Below are 26,983 nucleotides of genomic sequence, written 5' to 3' on the forward strand. Positions count from 1 at the left end.
CCGTGAACCGCGAACACACGCTCGAGGCGCGGTCGCTGACCCTGGCCTACGACCAGCGCACGGTGGTGGACGCCCTGTCCCTGACGCTGCCGCAGGGGCAGGTCACCATGATCGTGGGAGCCAACGCCTGCGGGAAGTCGACGCTGCTGCGCGGCCTGGCGCGACTGCTGAAGCCGGCCTCGGGGGCGGTGCTGCTGGACGGCCGCGCCATCCACCAGCTCTCCACCCGCACGGTGGCCCGCTCGCTGGGCCTGCTGCCCCAGTCGCCGGTGGCGCCGGAGGGCATCACCGTCGCCGACCTGGTCGGCCGTGGCCGCTACCCGCACCAGGGGTGGTTCCGGCAGTGGTCCGACGCCGACGAGGAGGCCGTGGCCCAGGCGATGGCCACCACCGACACCCTGGAGCTGGCCGGGCGCAGCGTGGACGAGCTCTCCGGCGGACAGCGCCAGCGGGTGTGGATCGCCATGGCGCTGGCCCAGCACACCGACATACTGCTGCTCGACGAACCCACCACGTTCCTCGACGTGGCCCACCAGGTCGAGGTGCTCGACCTGCTGACCGACCTCAACCAGGAACGAGGCACCACCGTGGCGATCGTCCTCCACGACCTCAACCTCGCCGCCCGCTACGCCGACCACCTGGTGGCCATGAAGGCGGGCGCGGTGGTGGCCAGCGGCAGCCCGGCGGAGGTGGTCACCGAGGACATGGTGCGCACCGTCTTCGGGCTGCGCTCCACCGTGGTGCCCGACCCGGTGACCGGCACGCCGATGGTGGTGCCGCTGGGCCGGCACCGCTCCGGCGCGACGACCGCCCCGGTGCGCCGATGACCGCCCCGGTCGAGGTGCCCACGCTGCTCGCCTTCCCGGTGACGGTGGCCGCGGTGCAGCGCCTCTCCCCCAGCTACCTGCGCATCACCTTCCGAGGTGCTGACCTGGCGCAGTTCCACCGCGGCGGACCGCTGGGCACCCGCGACCTGCGGGTGAAGGTGATCGTGCCCGGCGAGCTGGGCGACCCGTGGGCGCCGCTGGACCTCTCGCCCGGCTGGTACCCGCGCTGGCTGGCCACCGACCCGCGGGTGCGGGGATGCATGCGCACCTACACCGTCCGTGGGCTGCGGCTGGACCTGCCGGTGCCCGAGCTCGACCTGGACTTCGTGCTGCACCTGGACGCCGACGGCCACGGCGGCCCGGCCACCCAGTGGGCGGCCGCGGCCGCCGTGGGCGACCCGATCACCATCCTCGGTCCCAACCAGGCCACCGGCGGGGTTCCCGGGGGCATCGAGTGGCACCCGCCGCGGGCCGGCGAGGAGCACCCGGTGCGGGTGCTGCTGGCCGGCGACGAGACCGCGGTGCCCGCGGTGACGTCGGTGCTGGCCACGCTGCCCGCCGGCTACCACGGGCAGGCCATCCTGGAGGTGCCCTGCGCCGAGGACACCTTCGCGGTGACCACTCCCTCCCAGGTGGAGGTGGTGTGGCTGCCCCGGGACGGCCGGCCGCACGGCGCTGCGCTGGCCACGGCGGTGCGCGCCGCCCTGGCCGACGTCCCACCCGCGACCGCGAGCCGGGACGCACCGCCGGCCGACGTGCTGCCCGAGGTGGACATCGACCGCGACATCCTGTGGGAGGCCGCCAACGACGAGGACGGCTCGTCGTCGTTCTACGCCTGGATCGCCGGCGAGGCCGCCACCGTGCGTGACCTGCGCCGGCACCTGGTGCGCGACCTCGGGGTGGACCGCACCGACGTGGCGTTCATGGGCTACTGGCGGCTGGGCCGGGCCGAGGGCTCCTGACACCGGCGGCCTGGCGGAGTCGGCGGGCTGCCAGACTGACCCGGTGCCTGAGCTGCCCGAGGTCGAGAGCGCCCGACAGGTCCTGGAGCGTGCGCTGCACCGGCGCATCACCGAGGTCGACGACACCGATACCTACGTCTGCCGCCCGCACGTCCCCGGCGAGATCGCAGCCGCCCTGCGCGGCGGCGAGCTCGTCGCCGCCCACCGCGTGGGCAAGTCGCTGTGGTGCGAGACCACGACCGCCGACGGCGACGCCGGCCCTCGGCTGGGCATCCACCTGGGCATGAGCGGGCGCATCTACGTGCTCGACCCGGAGGGCCCGCACGTCTCCGGCGGCCGCTACGGCGGCGGGGAGCCGTTCCTGGTCGCCGGCGACAACGACAAGCCGGTGTGGACCCGCTTCCGGATGACCTTCGCCGACGGCGGCGAGCTGACCCTGTTCGACAAGCGCCGCCTGGGCCGGGTGCGCCTGGAGCCGGACATCCACCTGCTGGGGCCGGACGCCCAGCAGATCGGCCGGGAGGAGCTGCGCGAGCGGGTGGGCGCCAGCCTGGCTCCGATCAAGGCGCGGCTCATGGACCAGACGGTGGTCGCGGGCATCGGCAACCTGCTCGCCGACGAGGTGCTGTGGCAGGCGATGATCCGGCCCAGCCGACCGGCCAGGGACGTGACCGCGCCCGAGCTGGACCGGCTGTGGGAGGCCCTGGGCCGGGCCATCGAGTCCGCCATCGCGATGGGCGGGGTGCACACCGGTGAGGTGGTCGCCGCCCGTAAGCGGGACGGCACCTGTCCGCGCTGCGGGGCGCCGATGGAACGGGCCACCGTGGGCGGGCGCACCACCTACTGGTGCTCGCGCGAGCAGGCCTAGCCGGGCTCGGCCCAGGTGGCCGCAGCCGCCGCCACGCCCAGCCGCTCGGCCAGCGCCATGGCGTCGAACGGGGCGTGCACCTTGACGTCGTTGTCGAAGTAGACGAACACGTCGGCCTGTTCGGCCCAGCGCCGGATCTTGCGCGCCCACGCCTGCAGGGCCTCGTCGGTGTAGCCGCTGGTGTAGAGCTCCTCGGCACCGTGCAGGCGCACGTAGACCACGTCGGCGGTCACCGTCTCCAGCAGCGGCCACTTGCCCGCGGTGTCCGCCACCACCAGGCCCACCTGGTGCTCCTGCAGCAGCGCAGGCAGCTCGGGGGTGGTGAAGCTGGCGTGGCGCACCTCCAGCACGTGGCGCAGCGGCCGGTCCTGGCTGGGCGTGGTCCAGCTGCGGCCGTCCATCCGCTCGTCGTGCCGCTGGGCCAGCTCGGCGGCGGCGAAGGTGGTGCGGGGCAGCAGGGCGAAGAACTCCGCGAGGCGATCGGCGTGGTAGCCGAGGTTGGGGGGCAGCTGCCACAGCAGCGGGCCGAGCTTGTCCTCCAGCGCCAGCACGCCCGAGGCCAGGAAGTTCGCCACCGGGGTCTGCACGTCGCGCAGCTTCTTCATGTGCGTGACGAAGCGCGGCCCCTTGACCGAGAAGACGAAGTCGTCGGGGGGTCTCGGCGTACCACTGCTGGTAGCTGGTGGGTCGCTGCAGCGAGTAGAAGGACCCGTTGATCTCGATGGTGCGCAGCTTGCTGGCCGCGTAGGACAGCTCGCGGCGCTGGACCAGCCCCTCGGGGTAGAACACCTTGCGCCACGGCGGGTAGCGCCACCCGGAGATCCCCACCCGTACCTGGTGCGCCGCCTCACTCACCGGGGTTGAGCGCCCGAGTGATGAAGTCGGTGACGTCGGCCAGCACCTCGTCGCGGTTGGTCTCGTTGAAGATCTCGTGCCGGGCACCGCGGTAGACCAGTGCCTCGAAGCGGGTGCCGCGCAACACCTCCACCCCGGAACGGGTGGCCGCCAGCGGTACCAGCTGGTCGTCCTCGCCGTGCAGCCACAGGGTGGGCAGCCCGCCGAGGTCGGGGCCGTCGTTGACAGCGGTGATGGCGGTGGCGAGGGCCTCCAGCGTCGGCCGCTTGAAGGGTCCGTGCCACACCAGCGGGTCCTCGGTGTAGGCAGCTCCGACGGCGGGGTCGCGGGAGAGGGTGGTGACGTCCAGCGGCTCGTCCGGGATCTCCGGCAGCCCGAGCAGGTGCTCCACGGTGGGCCAGCTGCCGAGGACCGGTCCGGACAGCACGAGCGCGGCCAGGGAGTGCCCGTAGCGCTGGGCGTACCGCGCGGCGATCAACCCGCCCATGGAGTGGCCGACGAGCACGGTGGGCAGGCCGGGGTTGTCCTCGCCGGCCTGGCGCACCAGCTGGTCGAGGTCGGCCACCACGGACTCGAAGTCGGTGATCACCGCCCGCTCGCCGCCGCTGAGGCCGTGGCCCTGGTGGTCCAGCCCGGCGACCACCGCGCCGTGGGCCACCAGCGCGTCGGCCACGTGCTCGTACCGCCCCACGTGCTCGCCGTAGCCGTGGGCCAGCACCGCGACGTAGGTGGCGTCGGGGTTGGGCCAGGTGCGGGTGGCGAGACTCTGGGTGCTTCCTCGTACCTCGCCCGTGCGCGCGTCAGCCATGCCCGTCTTTCTACCGCAGGTCGCCCTGCAGTGCGGCGACGAACGCGGGGTGCGGGTCCTGCACCAGCACCGCGGAGGTGTCACGGGTGCAGGTGGTGCCGGTGAGCGTGGCCAGGCTGCCCCGGGAGAACGGCAGCACCGACAGCAGCACCAGGGCAGCGCCACTCAGGAGCGGGGCCATCAGCCACCCGACGGGCTCGCCCAGCGACACCCGGAGCACCACCACCGCGAGCAGCAGCACCACCCCGAGGCCGAGCACCGCCCGGGTCAGCGCGCTCCACCTGCGGCGGGTGCGGGCGCAGTCCGCGCACAGCGGCCACCCGGCCAGCTGCACGTAGGTGGCAGCGCCCATCCGGCCGGCGAGGTCACCCATGCGGGTCAGCGGCATCCATCGCGGCGAGGCCGGCAGGTCGGGGAGCTCTCCTGGCGCCGGCAGCCACTTGGCGGCCAGGTCCACCCGCCGCGCCGCGGGCGCCCCGTGGCGCGAGCACACCGGGAGCTGCGTCGCGTCCAGCCGTGGCGGCCCCTCAGCGGGGACGGCCACGGGAACCTTCAGCTCAGTCATGACGAATCATCTTGCCGCAGGAACCCTTTCGGGGTGGGCAGCGTCAGAATCCCGACCGTCCCCGCGATCGCCCCCTCGAGAGGAGTCCTCATGCCCTTCGCCGTCGTCCCCCAGGACGTGGAGAGCTACGCCACCCAGCTCGACGACCTCGCCAGCCAGGCCCAGCAGGCGGGCACCTACCTGCTCCAGCACGTGTCGCTCACGGCCAACGAGGGCCGCATGTTCGCCACCGTGGTCGCCGCGGCCGACGAGGTCTGCCGCGAGCTGCCGCCCAACTACACCAGCATGGAGCGGCTGAGCGCGGACGCCGCCGTGGAGCTGGACAAGGCGAGCGTCTTCTACGCCAGCACCGACACCGCCACGGCCGCCGACCTCGACTCCCGCTACTGAGCCCGACCCTCCCCTGCACTTCTCCCCCCTCCAGGAGTGACGATGACCCCCCAACCCGTTGACGAGCTGGTGCCCCCGGTCGCGCACGACCCGGTGCCCGACCTCGTCGAGAAGATTCTCGGCGTCTCCGACTACGTGAGCCCGGCCTACTGGCTCGGCTGGGTGGCCGAGCAGGCCACCGGCACCAACCCCTGGCAATGGATCGCCGACCAGTACGCCGGCGACTGGCAGGCGGTGCAGAAGGCGGGCAAGGCCCTGGAGAACCTGGGTGAGTTCAACACCGGGTACGGGGTGGCCCTGCGCAACGGGATGAGCACCCTGTCCGGCACCTGGGACGGGAAGGCGGCGGGCTCGGCCAGCACCTACTTCACCACCCTGGGCGACGCGGTCGAGTCGCAGGCGCCGGACCTCAAGGCCATGGGCAACGAGCTCATCACCATGGCCACCGGCATGTACGAGACCGCCAACGCCATCAGCGGGCTCTTCTCCACGCTGCTGGACCTGCTCATCGCCGCCGCCGCCGAGGCCGCCGCCACCGCCGCCACCAGCTGGACCGGCGTGGGCCTAGTGGCCGGCGGCGCGGCTCTCGCGCTCACCCTCGCCAAGGCCACCAGCGTGTGGCGCGCGGTGCTCGACGCGCACTCCGCCGCCTGGATCGCCTGCCAGGGGCTGGTCGGGGTGATGGCCGGCTACCTCGGCGGCCTGCACGACCTGGACGTGCACGCCCTGCCGTCCGCCGCCTACGACCACCCGGGAGTCTGACCGTGCCTGTCCCGAAGGAGCGCCTGCTCGACGTGGCCGGCGGCGACCCCGTGCTCTCTCGCCAGCTCACCGACTCGCTGCGCACACTGTCGCAGCGCAGCGACGACCGTGACTTCAGCCGCCTGGTCGAGGACGTGCTGGCCGGGCGGCGCACCCTGCGCGAGGCACACACCGACCCCGCCTACGCCCGGGTGATGAACGTGCACGTGCGCGCCTTCGCCCAGCGCTGGGAGGCGCTGACCGACGAGGAGAAGGCCGAGCTGGCGGCCGAGGGCGAGCGGCAGGCCGCCGCAGCCCGGTCCGGCCCGGGTGAGCAGGACGAGGACGACGGACCGGACGGCCCGCTGCTGCGCTCGCCGTTCGACCGCTAGCTAGCGGCGGGCCAGCGGCGGGTAGTCGGTGTAGCCCTCCGCGCCGCCGCCGTAGAGCGTCTCCTGCTGCAGCTCGTTGAGCGGCGCCCCCAGGGCCCAGCGCTCCACCAGGTCGGGGTTGGCGATGAACGGCCGGCCCACCGACACCGCGTCGGCCACCCGGTCGGTGAGCAGCCGCTCCATCTCGTCGCGCTCGCTGAGCACGGCGAAGCCGGTGTTGAGCACCAGCACGCCGCTCCAGGCGTCCCGGATCTTGCTCAGCACCGGGTCGTCGGACTCGATCAGCACGTGCAGGTAGGCCAGGTCCAGCGGCTCGAGCTGGGCCAGCAGCTCGGCGTAGGTGTCCCAGTTGTCGGTCTCGGTGATGCCGTTGGCCGCGTGCCCGGGTGAGATGCGGATGCCCACCTTGTCGGCGCCGATGGCCTCGGCCACCGCGCGCGCCACCTCCACCACCAGGCGGGCCCGGTTCTCCGGGCTGCCGCCGTAGGAGTCGGTGCGCAGGTTCTCCCCGTTGGAGAGGAACTCGTGCAGCAGGTAGCCGTTGGCGGCGTGCAGCTCCACCCCGTCCAGGCCGGCGTCCACCGCGCGGGTGCACGCGGCGACGAAGTCCGCCACGATCCCGGGCAGCTCGTCGGTCTCCAGCGCCCGCGGGGTCGGGGTGTCCTGCATGCCGGACTTGGTAAACGTCTGCCCCGGAGGGGCGATGGCCGAGGGTGCCACCGACTCGTGGCCGGAGTTGTCCGGGTGCGACATCCGCCCGGCGTGCATCACCTGCACCACGATGGTGCCGCCCTGCTCGTGCACGGCGTCGGCCACCCGCGCCCAGCCGGCCTGCTGGGCGTCGGTGTGCAGGCCCGGAGTGTTGGTGTAACCCTTGCCGCCGGCGGAGGGCTGGGTGCCTTCGGCGATGATCAGTCCGGCGCTCGCGCGCTGGCGGTAGTGCTCCACCTGCAGGTCGGTGGGAACCCCGTCGTCGGTGGCGCGGCTGCGGGTGAGCGGTGCCATGAACAGACGGTTGTTCGCGACCAGGGAGCCGACGGTGATCGGCTGCAGGAGGGGAGAGTCAGATGCGAGAGCGGTCATGGGGGGCACAACCACCGGCCGAGGCCGGTGCTTCCCGATGTGGGTCTTCCCACAAGGGATTTCGGCCGTGACCGGGGTGCAGTGGACCGGGGTGCACTGGCTCTACCCGACCAACCCGGGACGGCGGTGCTGGGTGGGCCGCGACGCCCAGGACGTGCTGGCGCCGGGCAACGTGCGCTCCCGCGAGCGCGTCGGCGAGGACGGCACCGCCACCTGGCTGCTCAGCTCCGGCTACCGCACCATGCGCCCCGGCGACCTGGTGTGGCTCTACGCCGCCGGCCAGCAGGTGCTCTACGCGGTGGCGCGGGTGCTGGACGTGCGCCACGACGAGGCGGAGTGCTCCTGGGTGGCGCAGGTGGCGTGGTGCCACGAGGCGACCGAGGTGCTCGACGCCGACCCCCTGCCGCGTGCCTTGTTCGGCCAGGTGCCGCAGAGCGTGCAGCGGGCCAACGCCCGCACCGTCGAGGTGCTGCAGGACTGGCTCAGCTCGGCGGGGCTCTAGCCGGACAGCACCGCGCTGATCGCCTCGCGCACCTCGGGAGCGTCCGGAGTGGTCATCGGGCGGAAGCGGTTGACCACGGTGCCGTCCGCGGCCACCAGGAACTTCTCGAAGTTCCACTGCACGTCGCCGGCCGTGCCGTCGGGGTCCGGCACCGCCGTCAGCGCGGTGTAGATGGGGTCGCGGGAGTCGCCGTTGACGTCGACCTTGTCGGTCATCGGGAAGGTGACGCCGTAGGTGGTGGAGCAGAAGGTGTCGATGTCCTCGGCCGAGCCCGGCTCCTGGCCACCGAATTGGTTGCAGGGCATGCCGATGACGGTGAACGCCTCCCCGCCCAGCTCCTGCTGCAGCTGCTCCAGCTGGGTGTACTGCGGGGTGAGGCCGCACTTGCTGGCCACGTTGACCACCAGCGCGGCACGGCCGCCCAGCAGCGCACCGAAGGTGGTCTGCTCGCCCTGCAGAGTGGTGACCGGTTGGTCGAGAAGCTCGCTCACGGTGAAACCTCCTGCGTGGTGACCACGGCTGGTGCTGGTGGCGCTGACGCTAGCCGTTGACACCGACGGCCGACGTCGGGAGTCTCGGGTGATGGCTGAGAAGTCCCCGTCCGCGGTGGTGGTCGGCGCAGGGGTGACGGGGTTGACCACCGCCATCTGCCTGGCCGAGGCCGGCTGTGCGGTGCAGGTCTGGGCCGCCGAGGCCCCGCAGGACACCACGTCGGCGGTGGCCGGTGCGCTGTGGGGTCCGTCCTTCCAGGAGCCACTGGCCAAGACGCTGCAGTGGACGGAGCAGTCCCTGCGCGACTTCCGCTCGCTCGCCGAGGACGACCGCACCGGGGTGCGGCTGGCTCCCACGCTGACCGTCGGTGAGCTGCCGCCCAGCGACGAGCTGCCGCCGCAGGCCCGGCTGATCCCCGACCTGCGGCCGTGCCCGGCGTCGCAGCTGCCGCGCGGCTTCGGCAGGGGCTACACCGCGACCATGCCGCTGGTGGACATGCCGCGCTACCTCGACTACCTCACCGACCGGCTCGCCGACCTCGGCGGCAGCCTGCAGATCCGGCCTGTGGTGTCTCTGGCGGAGCCGGTGGCGGCGGCGGAGGTGGTGCTCAACTGCTCGGGCCTGGGGGCGCGGGAGCTGGTGGGCGACACCGACGTCCAGCCGTCGTTCGGCCAGTGGGTGGTGCTCACCAACCCCGGCCTGGACCGGGTGTTCCTGGAGCTCGCCAGCGCCGCGGAGACCACCAGCATCTTCCCGCACTCCGACCGGGTGCTCTGTGGCGGCGTGAGCATTCCCGGCCGCCAGGACCGCACCCCTGACCCGCAGGTGACCGAACGGATCCTGCAGCGCTGCCGCGCGGTGGAGCCCCGGCTGGGCGAGGCCGAGGTGAGCGCGGTGCGCACCGGCCTGCGCCCGGAGCGACCGGCGATCCGGCTGGAGGCGGAGACCATCGGCAGCACCCGGGTGGTGCACAGCTACGGCCACGGCGGCAGCGGGGTCAGCCTGTCCTGGGGCTGCGCCCGTGCCGCCGCGGCGCTGGTGTTCCGGTAGCCGGGGGCTAGAGGTCGGGGAAGGGCATGTCCATGTTGGTCACGGCCAGTCCGCCGTCCACCGCCAGCACCTGACCGGTGACGTAGGACGACGCCGGGCTGGCGAGGTAGAGCACCGCGGCGGCGATGTCCTCGACGGTGCCGATGCGCTGCAGCGGGGTGGCGTCCTCCAGCGCCTTCTTCATGTCCGGGTCGGCGGCCACCACCTCGAGGGACTCGGTGAGGATCGCCCCCGGCGCCACCGCGTTCACCCGGATCTTGGGGTTGAGCTCGGCGGCCAGCAGCCGCACCGCGTGATCCAGCGCGGCCTTGCCCGAGCCGTAGCCCACGTAGCCCCGGCCCACCACGTGGCCGATGGCGCTGGAGATCATCACGATGCTCGCGGCGTCGGAGCCGAGCAGGTGCGGCACGGCGTTGCGCACCAGGCGAAGCCCCTGGATCACGTTGGTCTCGAAGGACACTGCCAGGGAGCGGTCGCTGGTCTTGAGGAACGGCTTGGGGGTGCTGCCGCCGGTCACGCTGACCACCACGTCCAGGCGGCCCAGGTCGGTGACGGCGCGCTCCACGGCAGCGGCGACGGCGTCGGGGTCGGCGGCGTCAGTGGCCAGCGGCAGCGCGCGACGGCCCAGGGCGCGCACCTGCTCGGCCACCCCGTCGAGCTGGGACTGGGTGCGGGAGAGCAGCACCACGTCGGCGCCGGCCTCGGCCAGGGCCAGCGCGGAGCGGGCGCCGATGCCGCGCCCCGCCCCGGAGAGCAGGGCCACGCGGCCGTCCATCCGGAAGCTCGACATCACGGCGTCCATCCGTACCTCCTGCTGATTCTGCGACCTGGTGCAGGCCAGCAGACACCGCGGGGACCGCCGGTGGCCGGCCGCTCCCGGTGAGCGGTATCTGCCGGAGTCCCTGCTCAGCGCCGGTCCAGCCGGGACGCGAGCAGCTGGGCGAGGTGCTGACCGGGCCGGTCGCTGAGGTCGGCCAGCTGGGTGCGGCAGGAGAACCCGTCGGCGAGCACGGTGGTGCTCGCGCCGGCCGCGCGCACGGCGGGCAAGAGCTGCTGATCGGCGACGGCCACCGACACGTCGTAGTGCCCCTTCTCCATGCCGAAGTTGCCGGCCAGGCCGCAGCAGCCACCCAGGCGCTGTACCTGCGCACCGGCTCCGTGCAGCAGGGCCGCGTCGGCACCCCACCCCATCACCGCGTGGTGGTGGCAGTGCGGCTGCGCCACCACCTGCTCCCCCGCCAGCGACGGCGGCTGCCACCCCCGCTCGGTGAGCAGCTCGGCCAGGGTGCGGGTGGCGCCGGCGACCGCCGCAGCCGCCGGCGTGCCGAGCAGCTCGGCGGTCTCCGCGCGCAGCACCCCCGTGCAGGAGGGCTCCATGCCCACCACTGGCACGCCGGCCTGCACCGCCGGCGCCAGCCCGTCCACGGTGCGGCCCAGGATCCGGCGCGCGGCGGTGAGCTGACCGGTGCTGATCCAGGTGAGCCCGCAGCACTGCCGGCGCGGGGTGAGCCGCGGCGCGTAGCCGGCGGACTGCAGCACCGCCACCGTGGCCTTGCCGACCTCGGGGGCGAAGTAGTTGGTGAAGGTGTCCACGAACAGCACCACCGGGTCGCCGTCGGCGCTGCGCTGCTCGGCGGTGCGGGCGAACCAGGCACGGAAGGTCTCCTGACTGAACGGCGGCACCGCGCGGCGCGGGTCGGCACCGGCCGCCGACAGCGCCGCTCGACCGGCGCCAGGCAGGCGCAGCGCGGCGTTGACCACCCGTGGGGCGTGGCTGGCCAGGCGCGCCCACCGCGGCAGCCAACCCAGCGAGTAGTGCGCCACCGGGCGCAGGCGGCGCCGGTAGCTCTGGTGCAGCACCTCGGCCTTGTAGGCGGCCATGTCCACCCCGGTGGGGCAGTCGGAGGCGCAGCCCTTGCAGGACAGGCAGAGATCGAGCGCGGAGTGCACCTCGGGGGCGCGCCAACCACCGGTCACGGCGGTGCCGTTGAGCATCTCCTGCAGCACCCGGGCCCGGCCGCGGGTGGAGTGCGCCTCCTCGCGGGTGGCCAGGTAGGACGGGCACATCACCCCGCCAGTGGCGGTGTTGTCCGCCCGGCACTTGCCCACCCCGGTGCAGCGGTGCACCGCCTGGCTGAAGTCACCGTCGTCGCCGGCGTAGGCCAGGCCCAGGTCCCGGCGCAGGCCCAGGTCCCGGTGCAGGCCCGGCGCGGCGGGGATGCGCAGGTCGGCGTCCAGCGGCACCGGGTCGACGAGGATCCCCGGGTTGAGCAGGTTGTCCGGGTCGAAGGCGTGCTTGACCTGGCTGAACAGCTGCAGCGCGGCGGGTGAGTACATCACCGGCAGCAGCTCGCTGCGGGCGCGGCCGTCGCCGTGCTCGCCGGAGAACGACCCACCGTAGCCGGCCACCAGCGCGGCGGCAGCCTCCACGAACGCGCGGTACACCGCGGTTCCGTCGGGGCGGTGCAGCGGCACGTCCACCCGCACGTGCAGGCAGCCGTCGCCGAAGTGTCCGTAGGGCAGGCCGCTCAGGCCCAGCTGCGCCATCAGCGCCTCGAAGTCGCGCAGGTAGTCACCCAGCCGCGCCGGGGGCACCGCGGCGTCCTCCCACCCGGCGTGCGCGGGCAACCCGGCGGGGCTGCGGCCGGACAGGCCCGCGCCATCGGCCCGGATGCGCCACAGCTGGGCGGCCTGCGCGGCGTCGGTGACCACCCGGGCGTCCAGCGCCCCGCAGCTGCGGGCCACGGCGTGCGCGGTGTCCAGGGTGGCGGCCAGGGTCTCGCCCACCACCTCCACGAACAGCCACGCCCCGCCGGCCGGCAGCTCGGGCACCGCGTGCGGCCCGCGGCGCTGGCGCAGCACGTCCACGATGCGGGAGTCCATCCCCTCGCAGGCAGTAGGGGCGAAGGGCAGCACCGCGGGGACAGCGTCGCCGGCGGCGGCGATGTCGGGGTAGCCCAGCGCCACCAGCACCCGGTGGGCGGGCTCGGCGACCAGGCGCACCGTGGCCTCGGTGATGACGCCCAACGTGCCCTCGCTGCCCACCAGCAGCCGGGCCACGTCAAAGCCGTTCTCCGGCAGCAGGTGCTCCAGCGCGTAGCCGGAGACCTGCCGGGAGAAGGTGCCCAGCTCGGTGCGGATGGTGGCCAGCCCGCCAGCGGTGATCGCCTCCAGCGCCTCCAGGGTGGGCGAGGACGGTCGGGTGCCGATGGCCAGGGTCAGCGCCTCGCCGGTGCCGGTGAGCACCCGCAGGCCGAGCACGTTGTCGGAGGTGCGGCCGTAGCCCAGGGCGCGGGTGCCGCAGGCGTTGTTGCCGATCATCCCGCCCAGGGTGCAGCGGGTGGAGCTGGACGGGTCGGGGCCGAAGCGCAGCCCGTGCGGCGCCACGACCCGCTGCAGCTCGGCCTGCACCACCCCGGGCTGCACCACCGCGGTGCGGGCCTCGGCGTCCACGTCGAGCACCGCGCCCAGGTGCCGGCTGAAGTCCAGCACCACCCCGGCGCCGACGGCGTTGCCCGCGATCGACGTCCCCGCCCCACGGGCGGTCAGCGGCACCCCCGACTCGCGGCACACCGCCAGCACTGCCGCCACCTCCTCGACGTGCCGGGGCCGCACCACCAGCAGGGGCGGCACCCGGTACAGCGAGGCGTCCGAGGAGTAGGCGGCGCGGGTGGTGCCGTCGTCGAGCACGTCGGAGACGCCGGCACCGCGCAGCGCGGCGGCCAGGGCGGCGGCGTCAGTCATCTGGCTGGGTCAGGCGAGCTGGCGCAGCCGCGGCTCCAGGTCGGCCTTGAACAGGTCGAGGAAGCGGCGCTGGTCGTGGCCGGGGGCGTGGAAGACCAGGTGGTTGAGCCCGGCGTCGACGTAGGGCTTGACCTTGGCCACCGCCTCGTCGGGGTCGGACGCCACGATCCAGCGCTTGGCCACCTGCTCGATGGGCAGCTCGTCGGCCGCGCGCTCCATCTCGATGGGGTCGTCGATGGAGTGCTTCTGCTCGGGGGTGAGCGACAGCGGCGCCCAGAAGCGGGTGTTCTCCAGCGCCAGGTCCGGGTCGGTGTCGTAGGAGATCTTGATCTCGATCATCTTGTCGATCTCGGCGACGTCGCGCTCGACCTTGGCCGCGCCCTCGGCGACGGCGGGCAGCAGCTTGTCGGTGTAGAGCTCCATGCCCTTGCCCGAGGTGCAGATGAAGCCGTCGCCGGCGCGGCCGGCGTAGCGGGCAACCACGGGTCCGCCGGCGGCGACGTACACCGGGACGCCGCCCTCGGGGACGTCGTAGATGGAGGCGCCGCGGGTGCGGTAGTACTCGCCGTCGAAGTCGACGCGGTCGCCCAGCCACAGCTCGCGCATGAGGGTGACGGACTCGCGCAGGCGGGCGAAGCGCTCCTTGAACTCCGGCCACTCGCCCTGGTAGCCGGTGGCGATCTCGTTGAGCGCCTCGCCGGTGCCCACACCGAGGAAGACGCGGTCGGGGTACAGGCAGGCCATGGTGGCGAACATCTGCGCGACCACGGCGGGGTTGTAGCGGAACGTCGGAGTCATTACCGAGGTGCCCAGCTGCAGGCGCTCGGTGCGCTCGCCGACGGCGGTCATCCAGGCGATGGAGAACGGTGCGTGCCCGCCCTCGTGGCGCCACGGCTGGAAGTGGTCACTGACCGTGGCGGAGTCCATGCCGGCGGCCTCGGCCAGCACGCCCAGCTCCACCAGCTCGCGGGGGCCGAACTGCTCGGCCGACGCCTTGTACCCGAGCTTCAGTGGTCGTGACATCAGCAGCACTCCGATCGACGTGGGCTCGCGGTGTCCGAACCGTTGTACCGCTAGTTGACCACTTCCGGCGGGCAGGGGCGGTGGCGGGCATCCCGCTGGCCGGGCTGAGGCAGGTGGCTCCTCCCACTCCGCTGGGGGCATTGAGGGCCCTTGTCGCCCTCAGGGACGCCGGACAAGGGCTTAGGGCCCCCAATGCCCACCAGTGCTCGTCGAGCATGGCAGTGGAGCACGTTCACCACGGCTGGGGTTCAGCTGGTTAGCTCCGTTGCGTGACAATGGGATTCGACGACGCGCGGCTTCGGCTCGAGGCCATGGCGTGGCTGGCCGTCAGAACTCACGACGGGCTGAACCCCATCTCCTCCGCCGAGCTGCGTGACTTCACCTTTGACGGCGAGCCCTTTCGGCTGATGGACAACCAGCGCGGCATCCGCAAGCCCCGCCAGCTCACCTCCGCCCTGTCCATCCGGACCGTCTATCGCCCCGAAGGGGTCACCCGGCCGTACGAGGACGCGACCGGTGCTGACGGCCACCTGCGCTACAAGTGGCGTGGCAACGACCCCGACCACGCCGAGAACCGTGCGCTGCGGGAAGCCATGAAGCAGGAGGCGCCACTGATCTGGTTCTTCGGCGTGGGTCCGGCGCTCTACCAGCCGGTCTATCCCGTGTACCTGATTGGCGAGGAGGTCGACCACCAGCAGTTCGCCATCGCCACCGAGGCCGGACACGCGCTGCGACCAGACTCTCCAGTGGAAACCGCAGCCGATGCGTTGCTGCGCCGGTATGCGGTGGCCGAGACCAAGCGACGGCTGCACCAGCCGGTGTTCCGCGCCACGGTGATGCGGGCCTACGAGACCCGGTGCGCGGTGTGCGCGCTGCGCCACGGTGAGCTGCTCGATGCCGCCCACATCGTCCCGGACGTCGAGGAGCAGGGTCTTCCGGTCGTCACCAACGGCCTGGCGCTGTGCAAGATCCACCACGCCGCGTACGACACGCAGATTCTCGGCATCCGTCCGGACAACGTGGTCGAGATCCGCACCGACCTGCTCGACGAGGTGGACGGCCCCATGCTGCGCCACGGGCTGGTGGAGCGGCACGGTCAACCGCTCATGGCGGTGCCCACCAAGCGATCCGAGCAACCCAGCCAGAAGCTGCTGGCGATCCGCTACGAGCGGTTCCGCGCCGCGGTCTGACGGCGTGGTTACCGGGTGGTCACCGCGTCGCCGAGGTGCACCGTGCCGGGCTGCAGGACGGTGGCGTACATGCCCAGCAGCAGGCCCTCGCGGTGGCTCTGCAGCGCGTCGAGGGTGTTGAAGTCGCGGCTGCCGTCAGCGGGGTTCTGCTTGGTCACCACGCAGCGCGGCACCCGGTCTCCCACCGACAGCACCACCTCGCCGATGCGCACCTGCCCGCCGGCCCAGCCCTCCTCCTCGTACGGGGCCAGCCCGTCCAGCTCCAGCAGCATCCGGAAGCGATCGGCCCACTGCTTCGCCGGGGCGGCCACGTCCGCGCGCAGCTGCTCCATGCTGGCGGTGCCGATCAGCGTCACCGGGTGCACGTCCACCCCCGCGCCGGGCTGGTCCACCTGCACCAGGCGCAGCTCCTTGCCGACGGCCTTGCTGATGGCGGCCGCAACCGGCCCACCCACCACCGTGCCGGCCACCGGGCGGCCGTAGAAGCTGGTCTGCACCCGCTCCGCGGTCAGCTGCACCGGCTCGGTGAGCACGGTGCCGTCGGGCAGCCGCGTGCTGAGCACCGGGCTGTCCGGCCGATCGTCCTGCACGGCACAGTGCACTGTGGCCAGCTGTCCGCACTGCTTGCCGTTGACCAGCCGGCCCTCGGGGTCGATGAAGTGGAACAGCCGGTTGTGGCGACAACCGTGCTCGTCCAGCTGCACCGAGTCGGGGTGCTGCAGTGCGGTGCCCTTCACCGGCGTCACCGAGATCCGGGTGACCGCGGCCATCAGAGCACCACCTCGTCGCCCACCCGGACCACGCCGCCCTGCTCCACCCCGGCGTACACCCCCGCGCAGGCCCACACCCCCAGGCCGGGGATCTCCTTGCGGTGGTGCTTGGCGATGGTGCGCAGCGTGGCCGGGTCGGCCGGCAGGTCGTGCTGGGCGAGGGTGGTCATCACGCAGCGCATGGTCAGCATGGTGACGCCGATGCGGGCGCGCTCGCCGATCGCGACGGTCTGCCCCACCCAGCCGTCCTCGACGAAGCCTGGCGCACCTCCGTCGAGCACCAGGTTGGGCCGGTACCGCCTCACGTCGAAGTCGGCCTCGGGGTTGAGCTCGGCAAGCCGCTGCAGCGTGGCGGTGCTGAGCACGTGCAGCAGGGCCAGGTCGTAGAAGGTGCCCGGCGCCAGCATCCCCAGCGGCATCGTGCTGACCGTCTCCCCCGTGGGCTCGGTGCCCGAGGCGGTCGAGGCGATCACCTCCGGCGGCGCCAGGCCGTCGATGTCCGGCCACACCTCCTCGAAGCGCGCGTCGCCCGGGTGCTCGCACACCAGCCGCACCGGTCGGCCCACCGCCGCCGACAGCGCCTCGTCCACGCCGGGGTCGTCGCTGCGCAGGACGCTGCCGTCGGCGAAGGTGATCTCCACCGGCGGCGGCACCTCGCCGGAGTGCGGCTCGGCCACGAAGCGCGCCCGCATCTGCAGCAGCGCGGCCCACTTGCGGGGGTTCTTGCCGCTGGCCACGGTGCCGTCCTCGGTGTCGAGCAGGGCGTAGGCACGATCGCCCACCACTCCGCGGTCACCGATGACGCAGCTGTCGAGGTCTTCCCCGAGCATCGACTTCACCGGGAAGCGGTGCAGCGAGGCAACGGTCGTCGTGGGGGTGCTCATCAGGCTTCTCCTTGCGAGGCGCAGTCACCTCCCACCTTGACACGCCACCCCGACGAACACGCGCTTCTCATGACTCTCCGTAGCGATTTCGCGTGTCGCTCCTGCTTTTCGGACGCTACGGGGCCGACACCGTCGCCTTGGCCCACCGGTAGTCGGCCTTGCCGCTGGGCGAGCGGGGGATCTGCGGCACCACCACGATGGACCGCGGGATCTTGTACCCGGCCACCAGCGTGCGGCAGTGCTCGACGAGCTGGTCGAGGTCGGTGTCCTCGGCGCCCTCGCGCAGCTGCACCACGGCAGCCACCCGCTCGCCGAACCGCTCGTCGGGTGCACCGGCGACCAGCGCATCCATCACCGCGGGGTGGTTCTTCAGCGCCTCCTCCACCTCCTCGGGAAACACCTTCTCCCCACCGGTGTTGATGCAGCCCGACCCACGGCCCAGCAGCACGATGGTGCCGTCGGCCTCCATCCGGCCCATGTCGCCCATGACAGCCATCCGCACGCCGTCGACCACGGGGAAGGTGTCGGCGGTCTTCTGCGGATCGTTGTAGTAGGCGACGGGCACGTGCCCGGTGCGGGCGATCCGACCGATGGTGTCCGTGCCCGGCTCGATGGGCTTGAGGTCGTCGTCCAGCAGCAGCATGTTGTCGTTGCGCCGGATGCGCATGGTGCCGTCGTCGCCGATCTCCACCGTGCCGTGGCTGCCGGTCTCGGACGCCCCGAACGCGTCGCGGACCACCAGTCCGGGTACCAGCTGGGCGAGCTGGTCCTTGGTGGTGCGGGAGAACAGCGCACCACCGGACCCGAACGCGCGCAGCGAGCTGAGGTCGAACTGGCCGGGGTGGGCGGCGATGGCGTCGGCGATGGGCCGGGCGATGGCGTCGCCCACCACGGTCACCACCACCACGTTCTCCCGCTCGATCAACCGCAGCGCCTCCACCGGGTCGAAGCTGGTCATGAGCACGCGGGGTGCGGCCATCAGGAAGCCGGTGAGCACCGAGTAGACCGCCGCGCCGTGCATCAGCGGCGGCGTCAGCAGCGCCACCCGCGGGTGGGTGTTGGCCACCGCAGCGGCCACCACCTGCTCGACGGTGTCGTGCGGGACTCCGTCGATGTTCGCCCCGGACAGCGCCGCGTAGTAGAAGTCCTTGTGCGGCCACACCACGCCCTTGGGCATGCCGGTGGTGCCGCCGGTGTAGATGATGAAGTGGTCGTCCTCGCTGCGGGGGGCGAAGTCGCGGGCGTCGGACTGCGCCGCCACGCTCGAGGCGTAGTCGTCCACCCGCACGGCGCCCCAGGTGGTGTCCGCGGCCTCGTCGCCGACCACCACCACCGTCTCCACCGTGGGGCACTCCGGCAGCGCGCTGGCCACCGTGGCGGTGAACTCGCCCTGCACCACCAGCACCTTGGTGTCGGAGTTGTTGTAGAGGTACACCAGCTCGGCGTCGGTGTAGCGGAAGTTCACGTTGATGGCCACGGCGCGGATCTTCAGGCAGGCCAGCAGCGTCTCGACGTACTCGATGCTGTTGCGCATGTGGATGGCCACGTGGTCGCCGGGCTGCACGCCCACCGACTGCAGGTAGTGCGCCAGCTTGTTGGCCCGCAGCTCCAGCTCGCGGTAGGTCAGCCGGTCGTCACCGCAGATCACCGGGACCCGGTCGGGGATGGCGTCGGTGACGGCTTCGAGCAGGTCGGCGAGGTTGAGCGACATGGACGAACCTTCCGGAAGGGGTGAGCGGAGCTCGGGGGGAGCGCAGGGGCGCAGCACTACAGGGGCGGGTGGCGGTCAGCCCACGGCTGGGCCTGCTCCAGCTGGGCGGCCAGGCGCACCAGCACGTCCTCGCGCCCGTAGGCACCGGCCAGCTGCACCCCGACGGGCAGTCCGCCCGCGGTCCAGTGCAGCGGCAGCGAGATGGCCGGCTGGCCGGTGATGTTGAGCTGCGGGGTGTACTGCAGCAGCTGCACCGTGCGCTCGAGGCGCTGCTCCGGGTGGGTGAGCCAGCCGATCTCCGGCGGGACACCGTTGAGCACCGGGCTGAGCAGCACGTCGAAGCCGTCCTCCGCCCACCAGGTGGCCATCCGGCGCTGGTAGCGGTTGATCCACCGAGTGGTGGCCAGCAGCTGCGCGGCGGTGATCGCCCGGCCACCGGTGACGCTGCCCGCGGTGACCGGCTCTAGCAGGGTGTCCACCGAGGTGCCCAGCACCTCCGCCCACCGGTCAGCCTCGGCCGCCATCGAGCTGGAGACGACGGCTCCGTAGTGCGCCCACAGGTCGGTGTCGCCCATCGCCGCCGGGTGCGACACCTCGACGTGGTGGCCCAGCTCGGCCAGCAGCTTCGCGGTGGCGTTCACCGCGGCCGCGGCGTCGGGGTCAGCGGACGCCCCGGCCATCGCGGGGTGGTCGAGCACGCCGATGCGCAGCCGACCCGGGTCGGCGCCCACCTCCGCGGCGAGCGGACGGGCCAGCGGCGGCGCCGGGTACGGATCACCCGGCTCGGCGCCGGACATCACGTCCAGCAGCGCGGCGGTGTCACGGACCGTGCGGCTGAGCACGCCGTGGGCGGACAGCCCCATCCAGCCCTCCCCGGCGTCGGGGGCCATGCTCACTCGCGCGCGGGTGGGCTTGAGTCCGACCAGGCCGCACTCGCTGGCCGGGATCCGGATGGAGCCGCCGCCGTCGCTGCCGTGCGCCACCGGCACCATGCCCGCCGCGACCACCGCGGCCGCCCCGCCGGAGGAGCCGCCCGTGGAGCGGGCGGTGTCCCAGGGGTTGCGGGTGGGTCCGGTGGCCAGCGGCTCGGTGGTGATGGCGCCGGCGAGCTCCGGGGTGGTGGTCTTGCCCAGGATGACGAACCCGGCGCGCTTCAGCCGGGCGACGAAGGCGCTGTCGTGGTCGCTGCGCCAGTCCCGCTCCCGCAGGAAGCTGGTGCCGGCGTAGAGCGGGTCACCGGTGGAGTGCGCGGCGATGTCCTTGAGCAGCAGGGGAACTCCGCGGAACGGGCCGTCGGGCAGGTCGGCGGAGGCCTCCGCGCGGGCCCGCTCGAAGCGCTCGGAGACCACCGCGTTCACCTGCGGGTCGAGGCGCTCGATGCGCTCGATGGCGGCGTCCACCAGCTCCAGCGGGGTGAGCTCCCCGTCGGCCACCAGCTGAGCCTGGCCGTGGGCGTCGGTCCAGCGCAGGGCGTCGGTCATCGGGTCCTCCCGGACAGCACGGGGTGCACTCCTGGCGCGCCCCTGGGTGATGGCCAGCAGTAGAACCCGCAGCCGAGCCGCAGCGGGGTGTGATCCCGAACACTGAGACAGGTGAGTGGGGCGGCGCTGGCACCGGCGCCGCCCCACTCACCTGCGCGATCAGCCTTGCGGCTTGATCACGTCGGGGGTGAGGAAGGTGGTCGCGATGCGCTCGTTGTTGAGCTTGGTGCCCCAGGCCGCCTCCGGGACCTTGCCCAGGTAGGAGTCCTTGCACTCGAACTCGCCCAGCTTGGCGGGGACCACCTGCTTCCAGGACGCCCCGTCGAGCTTGAGCAGCACACCGCACTTGGTGGGGGTGTTGGCCCCCGGGTCGGTGGGAGCGTTGAGCCCGCCGGCGGTCCACTCGTGCACCGTGGCCAGCTTGTTGATCACGCACTGCCGGGTGAGGTCGGAACCGCACTCCTTGGCCGCGTTGGCCCAGAGCAGGAACGACGAGGTGGCCTGCATGCTGAGCAGGGACGGGTCGGCGTTGCCGGCCTTCATGATGTCCAGGTAGTCCTGCACCGCAGGCACGGCCGAGGCGTTCTCCAGGGGCTGGAAGGCGCTGGGCGCGTAGAGGTTGTTGGCGATGCCGCCGTTGGCGCCGTTCCACTTCGCGAACTCGGTGGTGTAGCCGTTGGCCACCATCATGTAGTCGGTCTGCACCCCGGCCTGCTTCATCGCCGTGAGGAAGTTGAAGACGGGAACGTCCGGGCTGGTGGAGATCCAGGTCATCTTGGCACCGCAGTCCTTGAACTTCTGTGCGAAGGGCGCGTAGTTGGCCTCGCCCTGCATGTTCACCGTGACGCCGCAGTCGATGACGTTGAACCCGGCCTCCTTGATCAGCGGCAGGCTCTTGGTGACGTTGGTGGCTGCCGCCGGGTTGTTGGAGTTCATCACCGAGAACGCACTCTTGGTGTCGGGCTTGAGCGCGGCCAGCTGGTTGTAGATGGCGGCGGGGTTCAGGTCCACCGGGTTCGGCAGCGCCTGGTACATCATCGGGGCGTTGGCGAAGTTGGCCCCGACGGCGAAGGCAGGCACCGCGGGGAGCGTGCAGCCGATGCGGGTCTGTTCCGCGCCGTCGTCGCCGGCGAAGCCCTCCCCGACGAGCATGAAGTCGCTCTTGCACGCCTGCTGCATCACCGTGTTGACCTTGGTGATCGCCGCGTCGTAGTTGGTGCCCTTGATCTGGCGGCCGTTGATGCCGCCCTGGTCGTTGCACCACTTGATCATCGCGGTGACGCCGTCGCCGACGTCCTTGTTCAGCCCGGGGCTGCCGGCGAAGCCGCGGTCGTCGCCGTAGCCGATGCTGATGGCGCTGTCGGTCACGCCCTGGTCGGTGGAGCCCTTGGCGTCACCGTTGCCGCACGGCGAGCTCATGGTGCCGAACTTGGTGGCCGCGCCTGCGGATGCGCTGGCGCTGGGGGCCGCGCCCGCTGAGTCCTCGGCACGGTCGCTGCTACACCCCGCGACGGCGATCAAGAGTGCAAAACCAGCTGCCCCCAGCTTGATGGTGGATCTGTGCACAGCGTCTCCCCCGGTCTGCGGGCTCGAGCAGCCCGTGTGACGCAGGACACTATGGGCCGGTCGGACTCCCGTCCAGACATGTGTTCACGACGTGGGAGCGGTGAAGTCGTGGCGCTCCTCAGGCGGGAGCGGCCGCGGTGCGCTCCTCGTCTCGAAGCAGCGCCGCGGTGCGCGCCGCAGTGCGCAGCGACCACTTGTTGGTGCTGAGCCCGCCCACCACGAACACCGCGGCGCCGCCGGCCACCACCACCCACCAGGCGGCGCGGCTGGCGTCCGGAAAACCGGTGCCCACCGCGGCCCCGGCCAGTCCCGCGCTGAGCAGCGACCCGACCACCGCCACCCCCAGCGCGGTCCCCACCTGGCGACTGGTGGAGGCCACCGCTGCGGCCACCCCGGCCTGGGCTCGGGGCATGCCCGCCATGGCCGTGTTGGTGATGGGGGCGTTGACCAGGCCGAACCCGGCGCCGAAGACCACCAGGCTGGCGATCACCCACACCATCGGGGTCTCCGCGCCGACGTCGACGAGCATCAGCCCGCCCGCGCACATCGCCGCACCGGCGAGCAGCAGCGGCACCCGTGGCCCGCGGGAGCCGACGATGCGGCCCGACAACGGGGCCAGGAAGAAGGTCATGACCGCCAGCGGCAGGATGCACAGCCCGGCTCGCAGCGCCGAGAGCCCGCGGGCCTCCTGCAGGTACAGGGTGCCCAGGAAGAGCAGCCCGGCGAACGCCCCGAAGGCGCTGACCGCGATGACGGTGGCGCCCGAGAACGGGGCGCTGCGGAAGAAGCGCAGCTCCAGCAGCGGATCGGCACGCCGCGGCTCGTAGCGCAGCAGCGCCACCAGGGCCGCCACCGCCACGCCCAGCAGCACCAGCGTGCGCCAGGAGCCCCACCCCACGCGGGGCGCCTCGATGATGGCGTAGGTGAGGCTGGCCAGCAGCACGATCACCAGTGCCTGCCCCACCAGGTCCGCCCGGCGCGGGCGGGGCGCCTTGGACTCGGGGACGTAGCGCCAGGCCAGGCCGAGCGCGAGGATGCCCAGCGGGATGTTCACCCAGAAGATCGATGGCCAGCCTGCCGTCTCGATGAGCACGCCGCCGAGCACCGGGCCCACCCCCAGGCTGATGCCGACCACCCCGCCCCACACCCCGATGGCTTGCGCGCGCTCGCGCGGATCGGTGAAGACGTTGGTGATGATGGACATGGCAACCGGGTTGAGCATCGATCCACCGATGGCCTGCACCATGCGGAAGGCCACCAGCCAGCCCAGGCTCGGAGCGATGCTGCAGAGCGCCGAGCCGGCGGTGAACAGCACCAGCCCCAGCTGGAAGACGCGGCGGCGGCCGAAGCGGTCGGCCATGGAGCCGGACAGCATGAGCAGGCTGGCCAGCACCAGGATGTAGGCGTCCACGGTCCACTGCAGACCGGACAGCGAGGCGCCCAGGTCGGCGCCGATGGACGGCAGCGCCACGTTGACGATGGTGTTGTCCATGCCCACGATCAGCAGGCTCATGCAGCAGATCGCCAGCACCAGCAACCGGCGTCCGCGGCTCAGCTCAGGCATTGCACCGATGCTAGTTCTGTTGCCCCGGCGCAGCCTGCAGTGCAGCCACGCCGGTGTCGACCAGGTCGTCCACCAGGTGCTGGAAGCTGGCGTGCAGCTGGGGCAGGCCGGCCAGCTGACGCTGCTCGTGGGCGGCCAGCGCGCTGGGCAGCATCCCGAGCACCAGGTACACACGGGCCCGGGCCGCCTCCGGCGACAGCTGGGGCAGGCTCAGGGCCAGGCGCCGGGCCACCTCCAGGAGCGCGTCGGTCACCTCCCGCAGGTCCGCGTCGGTGAAGTTGGTGACGGGTGCGGCACTGGCGATGAACTGTGCGTAGTGCCCTTCCGGTGCGGACTCCAGGAACTCCGCCAGCGGCACCAGGTAGGCGCGCACCAGGGCGCGGACGTCGGAGCCCTGGCCCTGCCGGTCGAGCTCGTCGAGCACCTCCTGGCGGGCGAGGTTGATGTCGCGCATGCGGTAGGCGAACACCGCGTGCACCAGGCCCTCGCGGCTGCCGAAGTGGTACTGCACCGCGGAGTTGTTGCGCTGGCCCGCCGCCGCGGCAACCTCGCGCATGGACACTCCGTGCAGCCCGCGCTCGGCGAAGAGCCGCTCGGCCGCCTCCACCATCTGCTGCCGCGCGCCCCCTGCACTGCCCGGTTCGCTCATCCGTGCAGCATGCACGGCCGGCTCTGGCCAGCCTCAGCCGGCAACGCCCACGGGCCGGTCGCCGATGATGGAGATCCGCTCCATCACCCGGCGGGCCGGGAAGTAGTCGCTGGCGGCGTAGTGCTGGCAGGCCCGGTTGTCCCAGAAGGCGATGGTGTTGGACTCCCACCGCAGGCGGCACTGCAGCTCCGGACGCTGCACGTGGCGGTAGAGCGTCGTGAGCAGCTCGTTCGACTCGGCCGGATCCATGCCCACGATGTGCTGGGTGAACAGCATGTTGACGAACAGGCACTTGCGTCCGGTCTCCGGGTGCACGCGGACCACGGGGTGGTGCACCGCGGGGAATTGCGGCCGCAGCGCCTCCACCGCCTCGGCCGGCATGGAGCGGCCGAAGGAGCTGATCCAGTCGTGCTCGGCCACCAGGGGGTCGATCCTGGCCTTGAGGTCGGCGGGCAGCAGGTCGTAGGCGGCGCCGGTGTCGGCCCACAGGGTGTCGCCGCCGACGGGGGGCACCTCCACCGCGCGCAGCACGGCGCCGAGGGAGGGCGTGGCGTGCCAGGTGATGTCGTGGTGCCAGTTGTTCTCGGTGCCGGCGGTCTCGGCGTCCTTGGCCAGGGTGACCACGTCCACGTCGGTCTGGCCGGGCTGGATGTACTTGAAGAACGGGTGCTGCTCCAGCTCGCCCCACTGCTCGGCGAAGGCCCGGTGGTCGGCGCGGTCGATGTCCTGGTCGCGGAACACCAGCACCTTCCACTCCAGCAGGGCACGGCGCAGCTCGGCGAGCAGCTCCGCATCCAGGCCGCCGGTGAGCCGGACGCCACCGATCTCGGCGCCGATGGTGGGGGTCATCGGGCGCACGGTGAAGCGCTCGTAGGGCCGATCGTCGAAGGCCTCCGGCACGCGGGGAGCGATCAGCGGGCCGTACGCGGCGAGGACGTCGGTGGGCCCGGGAAAGATGAGTGTCTCCATGTCCGGACGCTATAAGTCACTGTCTTACTACGTCAAGGGTTGCCTCGCGCTGCGGAGAGCAGTCGTTAAGCCCTCGGCGTGCGGCGCCGAGGGCTTAGCCGGGTCAGCGACCCTGTGCGCTGTCCGCAGCCTGCGAGCAACCCTCGGCCGAGTCCGCGAAGTGCGGGGTGTCGAACGACTCGCCGCGCAGCGGGTCACGCGGACTGTTGTCGGCGGAGTACTCCACCGATCCGGTCGCGTTGTTGACCTCCAGCTCGCCCGCCGTCACCGGGTGCACCGCCACCAGGAAGTGGTCCGCCTCCCCCGGCACCGCCTCCTCGCGGGCGGGAGCGAGCCCGGCGAAGGTGGCCGAGATCCCGCCGCCCCCACCGTGGCGCAGCCCCTGCTCCGGCGTCGCGGCCGGTGGCTCGGCGTGGTTGTCCGCCCGAGCGATGCGCACGTAGCGCGGCGCGCTCGCCACGTCGTAGCGGAAGGCCTTCAGCATGGACACGCAGGCCAGGACCAGCACGATGGAAAGCGGCGCCGCGGTGGCGATCGAAGCGGTCTGCAGAGCGGTCAGCGATCCCGCTCCACCGACCAGCAGCAGCACCGCAGCCGCCACTCCCTGCAGCAGGGCCCAGTACACCCGGGTGACTTTCGGCGTCTCCAGCTCGCCACCGAAGGCGAGGATGTCGATCACCAGCGACCCGGAGTCGGAGGAGGTGACGAAGAAGAACACCACCACGGCGATGGCCAGGACGCTGGTGACGGTGGCCAGCGGAAAGCCGTCGAGCAGGTGGAACAGCGTGGTGTTGGTGTCCACCGAGCCGTCGCTGCCGAGCATGTCGTTGTCGTTGCGCTGCCGCAGGATGCCGGCGCCGCCGAAGATGGTGAACCACAGCGAGGCCACCATGGTGGGGGCGAGCAGCACGCCGAAGACGAACTCGCGGATGGTGCGGCCCCGGGAGATGCGGGCGATGAACATGCCGACGAACGGCGCCCAGCTCATCCACCAGCCCCAGTAGAAGATGGTCCACGCCCCGGCCCAGCCGTCGTCGGCCAACGGCGACGTGCGCAGCATCAGGTCAGGCAGGGCCTGGACGTAGCCGCCGAGGTTCTGCACCCAGGACTGCAGCAGGAACAGTGTCGGGCCGAGCAGCAGCACGAACAGCGCCAGCAGCGCCGCCAGCACCATGTTGATGTTGGACAACCACTTGAGGCCCTTGGTCACCCCGGAGACCACGGAGAACGTCGCCAGCCCGGTGACCGCCGCGATGAGCGCGACGGTGAACCAGTTGTTGGTCTCGATCCACCCGAGGTACTCCAGGCCGGCCGAGATCTGCTGCACGCCGAACCCCAGGGAGGTGGCGACGCCGAAGAGGGTGCCGATGATGGCCACGGTGTCGATGGCGTGCCCGACGAAGCCCTCGATACGGGCGCGGCCCAACAGCGGCTCCAGCAGCCACCGCACCGACAGCGGCCGTCCCTTGCGGTAGGTCATGTAGGCCATGCCCAGCCCGACGAGGACGTAGCCGGCCCACGCGTGCAGCCCCCAGTGGAACAGCGTCAGCTCCATCGCCTGGTTGGCGGCGGCGTCGGTGGAGGCCTCCACGCCCCCGGCCTCGGGTGGGGTGACGTAGTGCGAGAGCGGCTCGGCCACGCCGTAGAACACCAGGCCGATGCCTATTCCTGCCGAGAACAGCATCGCGAACCAGGACAGCACCCCGAACTCGGGCTTCTCGTCGTCGCGGCCCAGGCGGATGTTGCCGATGCGGCTGGCCCCGCAGTACAGCGCGAAGATCACGAAGCCGGTGACGCTGAGGATGTACCACCAGCCCACCCCGTCGGTGATCGTCGAGTTCAGCGACTCGAAGGCATCCGAGGCGGTGCTCGCGAAGACCACCGAGAACACGATCAT

25 protein-coding genes and 1 pseudogene are annotated in these 26,983 nt (G+C 72.2%); 9 read left to right on the forward strand and 17 right to left on the reverse strand.

Annotation, left to right across the window (positions count from 1 at the left end):
- Nucleotides 1–2 precede the first annotated feature (2 nt).
- The 3 genes from AC3YO9_RS03680 to AC3YO9_RS03690 are packed head-to-tail and all read left to right on the forward strand — an operon-like array spanning nucleotide 3 to nucleotide 2,657.
- The gene (locus tag AC3YO9_RS03680) at nucleotides 3–827 is read left to right on the forward strand and encodes an ABC transporter ATP-binding protein (RefSeq protein ID WP_489982172.1); all 825 of its coding nucleotides are present in this window, start codon (nucleotides 3–5) and stop codon (nucleotides 825–827) included.
- Complete coding sequence (locus AC3YO9_RS03685; RefSeq protein ID WP_489982173.1) at nucleotides 824–1,789, forward strand: siderophore-interacting protein; 966 nt, start codon at nucleotides 824–826, stop codon at nucleotides 1,787–1,789. Before AC3YO9_RS03680 ends, AC3YO9_RS03685 begins: the two co-directional genes overlap by 4 nt.
- Nucleotides 1,790–1,832: 43 nt before the next feature.
- Nucleotides 1,833–2,657: an Fpg/Nei family DNA glycosylase gene (locus AC3YO9_RS03690; RefSeq protein WP_489982174.1), complete on the forward strand. Its 825-nt coding sequence runs from the start codon at nucleotides 1,833–1,835 to the stop codon at nucleotides 2,655–2,657.
- On the opposite strand, the pseudogene AC3YO9_RS03695 reads toward AC3YO9_RS03690, so the two are convergent.
- From AC3YO9_RS03695 to AC3YO9_RS03705, 3 genes and pseudogenes are all read right to left on the reverse strand, one after another.
- Nucleotides 2,654–3,512: pseudogene (locus tag AC3YO9_RS03695) on the reverse strand (DUF72 domain-containing protein). The gene AC3YO9_RS03690 and the pseudogene AC3YO9_RS03695 overlap by 4 nt on opposite strands.
- Entirely contained in the window at nucleotides 3,505–4,320 is an 816-nt protein-coding gene (locus tag AC3YO9_RS03700) for an alpha/beta hydrolase (protein ID WP_489982175.1), read from the reverse strand. The pseudogene AC3YO9_RS03695 and the gene AC3YO9_RS03700 overlap by 8 nt, the downstream one beginning before the upstream one ends.
- Before the next feature lie 10 nt (nucleotides 4,321–4,330).
- On the reverse strand, nucleotides 4,331–4,885 hold the full coding sequence (locus AC3YO9_RS03705; protein ID WP_489982176.1) for a hypothetical protein: 555 nt from the start codon (nucleotides 4,883–4,885) through the stop codon (nucleotides 4,331–4,333).
- 90 nt (nucleotides 4,886–4,975) lie between these two features.
- Between AC3YO9_RS03705 and AC3YO9_RS03710 the strand changes: the two genes are divergently transcribed.
- Genes AC3YO9_RS03710 through AC3YO9_RS03720 form a run of 3 tightly spaced genes read left to right on the forward strand, consistent with a single transcriptional unit; the run spans nucleotide 4,976 to nucleotide 6,408 of the window.
- Nucleotides 4,976–5,275 (forward strand): type VII secretion target, encoded by a 300-nt coding sequence (locus AC3YO9_RS03710; RefSeq protein WP_164860683.1) that lies wholly within the window; start codon nucleotides 4,976–4,978, stop codon nucleotides 5,273–5,275.
- A gap of 42 nt (nucleotides 5,276–5,317) precedes the next feature.
- On the forward strand, nucleotides 5,318–6,037 hold the full coding sequence (locus AC3YO9_RS03715) for a hypothetical protein (RefSeq protein WP_489982177.1): 720 nt from the start codon (nucleotides 5,318–5,320) through the stop codon (nucleotides 6,035–6,037).
- Nucleotides 6,038–6,039: 2 nt separating this feature from the next.
- Nucleotides 6,040–6,408: a hypothetical protein gene (locus AC3YO9_RS03720; RefSeq protein WP_127784374.1), complete on the forward strand. Its 369-nt coding sequence runs from the start codon at nucleotides 6,040–6,042 to the stop codon at nucleotides 6,406–6,408.
- On the opposite strand, the gene AC3YO9_RS03725 is transcribed toward AC3YO9_RS03720, so the two are convergent.
- Nucleotides 6,409–7,491 carry an alkene reductase gene (locus tag AC3YO9_RS03725; RefSeq protein WP_489982178.1) on the reverse strand — a complete coding sequence of 361 codons (1,083 nt, stop codon included), beginning with the start codon at nucleotides 7,489–7,491 and terminating at the stop codon, nucleotides 6,409–6,411.
- Nucleotides 7,492–7,558: 67 nt separating this feature from the next.
- On the opposite strand from AC3YO9_RS03725, the gene AC3YO9_RS03730 reads away from it, so the two are divergent.
- Entirely contained in the window at nucleotides 7,559–7,993 is a 435-nt protein-coding gene (locus AC3YO9_RS03730) for a hypothetical protein (protein ID WP_489982179.1), read from the forward strand.
- Here the strand turns inward: AC3YO9_RS03730 and AC3YO9_RS03735 are convergent.
- Complete coding sequence (locus tag AC3YO9_RS03735) at nucleotides 7,990–8,484, reverse strand: glutathione peroxidase (RefSeq protein ID WP_489982180.1); 495 nt, start codon at nucleotides 8,482–8,484, stop codon at nucleotides 7,990–7,992. The two genes, AC3YO9_RS03730 and AC3YO9_RS03735, sit on opposite strands and share 4 nt — an antisense overlap.
- A 91-nt stretch (nucleotides 8,485–8,575) precedes the next feature.
- Between AC3YO9_RS03735 and AC3YO9_RS03740 the strand changes: the two genes are divergently transcribed.
- Entirely contained in the window at nucleotides 8,576–9,535 is a 960-nt protein-coding gene (locus AC3YO9_RS03740) for an FAD-dependent oxidoreductase (RefSeq protein ID WP_489982181.1), read from the forward strand.
- A 7-nt stretch (nucleotides 9,536–9,542) separates the two neighbouring features.
- Here AC3YO9_RS03740 and AC3YO9_RS03745 read toward each other — a convergent pair whose 3' ends face one another.
- The 3 genes from AC3YO9_RS03745 to fgd form a co-directional block, all read right to left on the reverse strand.
- On the reverse strand, nucleotides 9,543–10,337 hold the full coding sequence (locus tag AC3YO9_RS03745) for an SDR family oxidoreductase (protein WP_489982182.1): 795 nt from the start codon (nucleotides 10,335–10,337) through the stop codon (nucleotides 9,543–9,545).
- A gap of 104 nt (nucleotides 10,338–10,441) precedes the next feature.
- Nucleotides 10,442–13,279, reverse strand: coding sequence for an FAD-binding and (Fe-S)-binding domain-containing protein (locus AC3YO9_RS03750; RefSeq protein ID WP_489982183.1), 2,838 nt, complete (start codon nucleotides 13,277–13,279; stop codon nucleotides 10,442–10,444).
- 9 nt (nucleotides 13,280–13,288) lie between these two features.
- Nucleotides 13,289–14,302, reverse strand: coding sequence for a glucose-6-phosphate dehydrogenase (coenzyme-F420) (gene fgd / locus AC3YO9_RS03755; RefSeq protein WP_489982184.1), 1,014 nt, complete (start codon nucleotides 14,300–14,302; stop codon nucleotides 13,289–13,291).
- A 275-nt stretch (nucleotides 14,303–14,577) separates the two neighbouring features.
- Between fgd and AC3YO9_RS03760 the strand changes: the two genes are divergently transcribed.
- The gene (locus AC3YO9_RS03760; RefSeq protein WP_489982185.1) at nucleotides 14,578–15,492 is read left to right on the forward strand and encodes an HNH endonuclease; all 915 of its coding nucleotides are present in this window, start codon (nucleotides 14,578–14,580) and stop codon (nucleotides 15,490–15,492) included.
- An 8-nt stretch (nucleotides 15,493–15,500) separates the two neighbouring features.
- Here the strand turns inward: AC3YO9_RS03760 and AC3YO9_RS03765 are convergent, their stop codons facing one another.
- From AC3YO9_RS03765 to AC3YO9_RS03805, 9 genes are all read right to left on the reverse strand, one after another.
- The gene (locus tag AC3YO9_RS03765; RefSeq protein WP_489982186.1) at nucleotides 15,501–16,262 is read right to left on the reverse strand and encodes an MOSC domain-containing protein; all 762 of its coding nucleotides are present in this window, start codon (nucleotides 16,260–16,262) and stop codon (nucleotides 15,501–15,503) included.
- Nucleotides 16,262–17,146: an MOSC domain-containing protein gene (locus tag AC3YO9_RS03770; RefSeq protein ID WP_127784383.1), complete on the reverse strand. Its 885-nt coding sequence runs from the start codon at nucleotides 17,144–17,146 to the stop codon at nucleotides 16,262–16,264. Before AC3YO9_RS03770 ends, AC3YO9_RS03765 begins: the two co-directional genes overlap by 1 nt.
- A 115-nt stretch (nucleotides 17,147–17,261) precedes the next feature.
- A complete protein-coding gene (locus AC3YO9_RS03775) occupies nucleotides 17,262–18,857 on the reverse strand; it encodes an acyl-CoA synthetase (RefSeq protein WP_127784384.1) in 1,596 nt (531 codons plus the stop codon).
- Between the two features lie 56 nt (nucleotides 18,858–18,913).
- Nucleotides 18,914–20,338 (reverse strand): amidase, encoded by a 1,425-nt coding sequence (locus tag AC3YO9_RS03780; protein WP_489982187.1) that lies wholly within the window; start codon nucleotides 20,336–20,338, stop codon nucleotides 18,914–18,916.
- Nucleotides 20,339–20,497: 159 nt separating this feature from the next.
- Entirely contained in the window at nucleotides 20,498–21,757 is a 1,260-nt protein-coding gene (locus AC3YO9_RS03785) for an ABC transporter substrate-binding protein (protein ID WP_489982188.1), read from the reverse strand.
- Nucleotides 21,758–22,022: 265 nt separating this feature from the next.
- Nucleotides 22,023–23,468, reverse strand: coding sequence for an MFS transporter (locus tag AC3YO9_RS03790; RefSeq protein WP_489982189.1), 1,446 nt, complete (start codon nucleotides 23,466–23,468; stop codon nucleotides 22,023–22,025).
- A gap of 10 nt (nucleotides 23,469–23,478) precedes the next feature.
- Nucleotides 23,479–24,117 (reverse strand): TetR/AcrR family transcriptional regulator, encoded by a 639-nt coding sequence (locus AC3YO9_RS03795; RefSeq protein WP_489982190.1) that lies wholly within the window; start codon nucleotides 24,115–24,117, stop codon nucleotides 23,479–23,481.
- 33 nt (nucleotides 24,118–24,150) lie between these two features.
- The gene (locus AC3YO9_RS03800) at nucleotides 24,151–25,086 is read right to left on the reverse strand and encodes a TauD/TfdA dioxygenase family protein (protein WP_489982191.1); all 936 of its coding nucleotides are present in this window, start codon (nucleotides 25,084–25,086) and stop codon (nucleotides 24,151–24,153) included.
- A gap of 103 nt (nucleotides 25,087–25,189) precedes the next feature.
- Entirely contained in the window at nucleotides 25,190–26,983 is a 1,794-nt protein-coding gene (locus AC3YO9_RS03805) for a BCCT family transporter (RefSeq protein ID WP_489982567.1), read from the reverse strand.

The sequence above is a fragment of the Rhodococcus sp. Z6_132 genome (assembly GCF_058133635.1).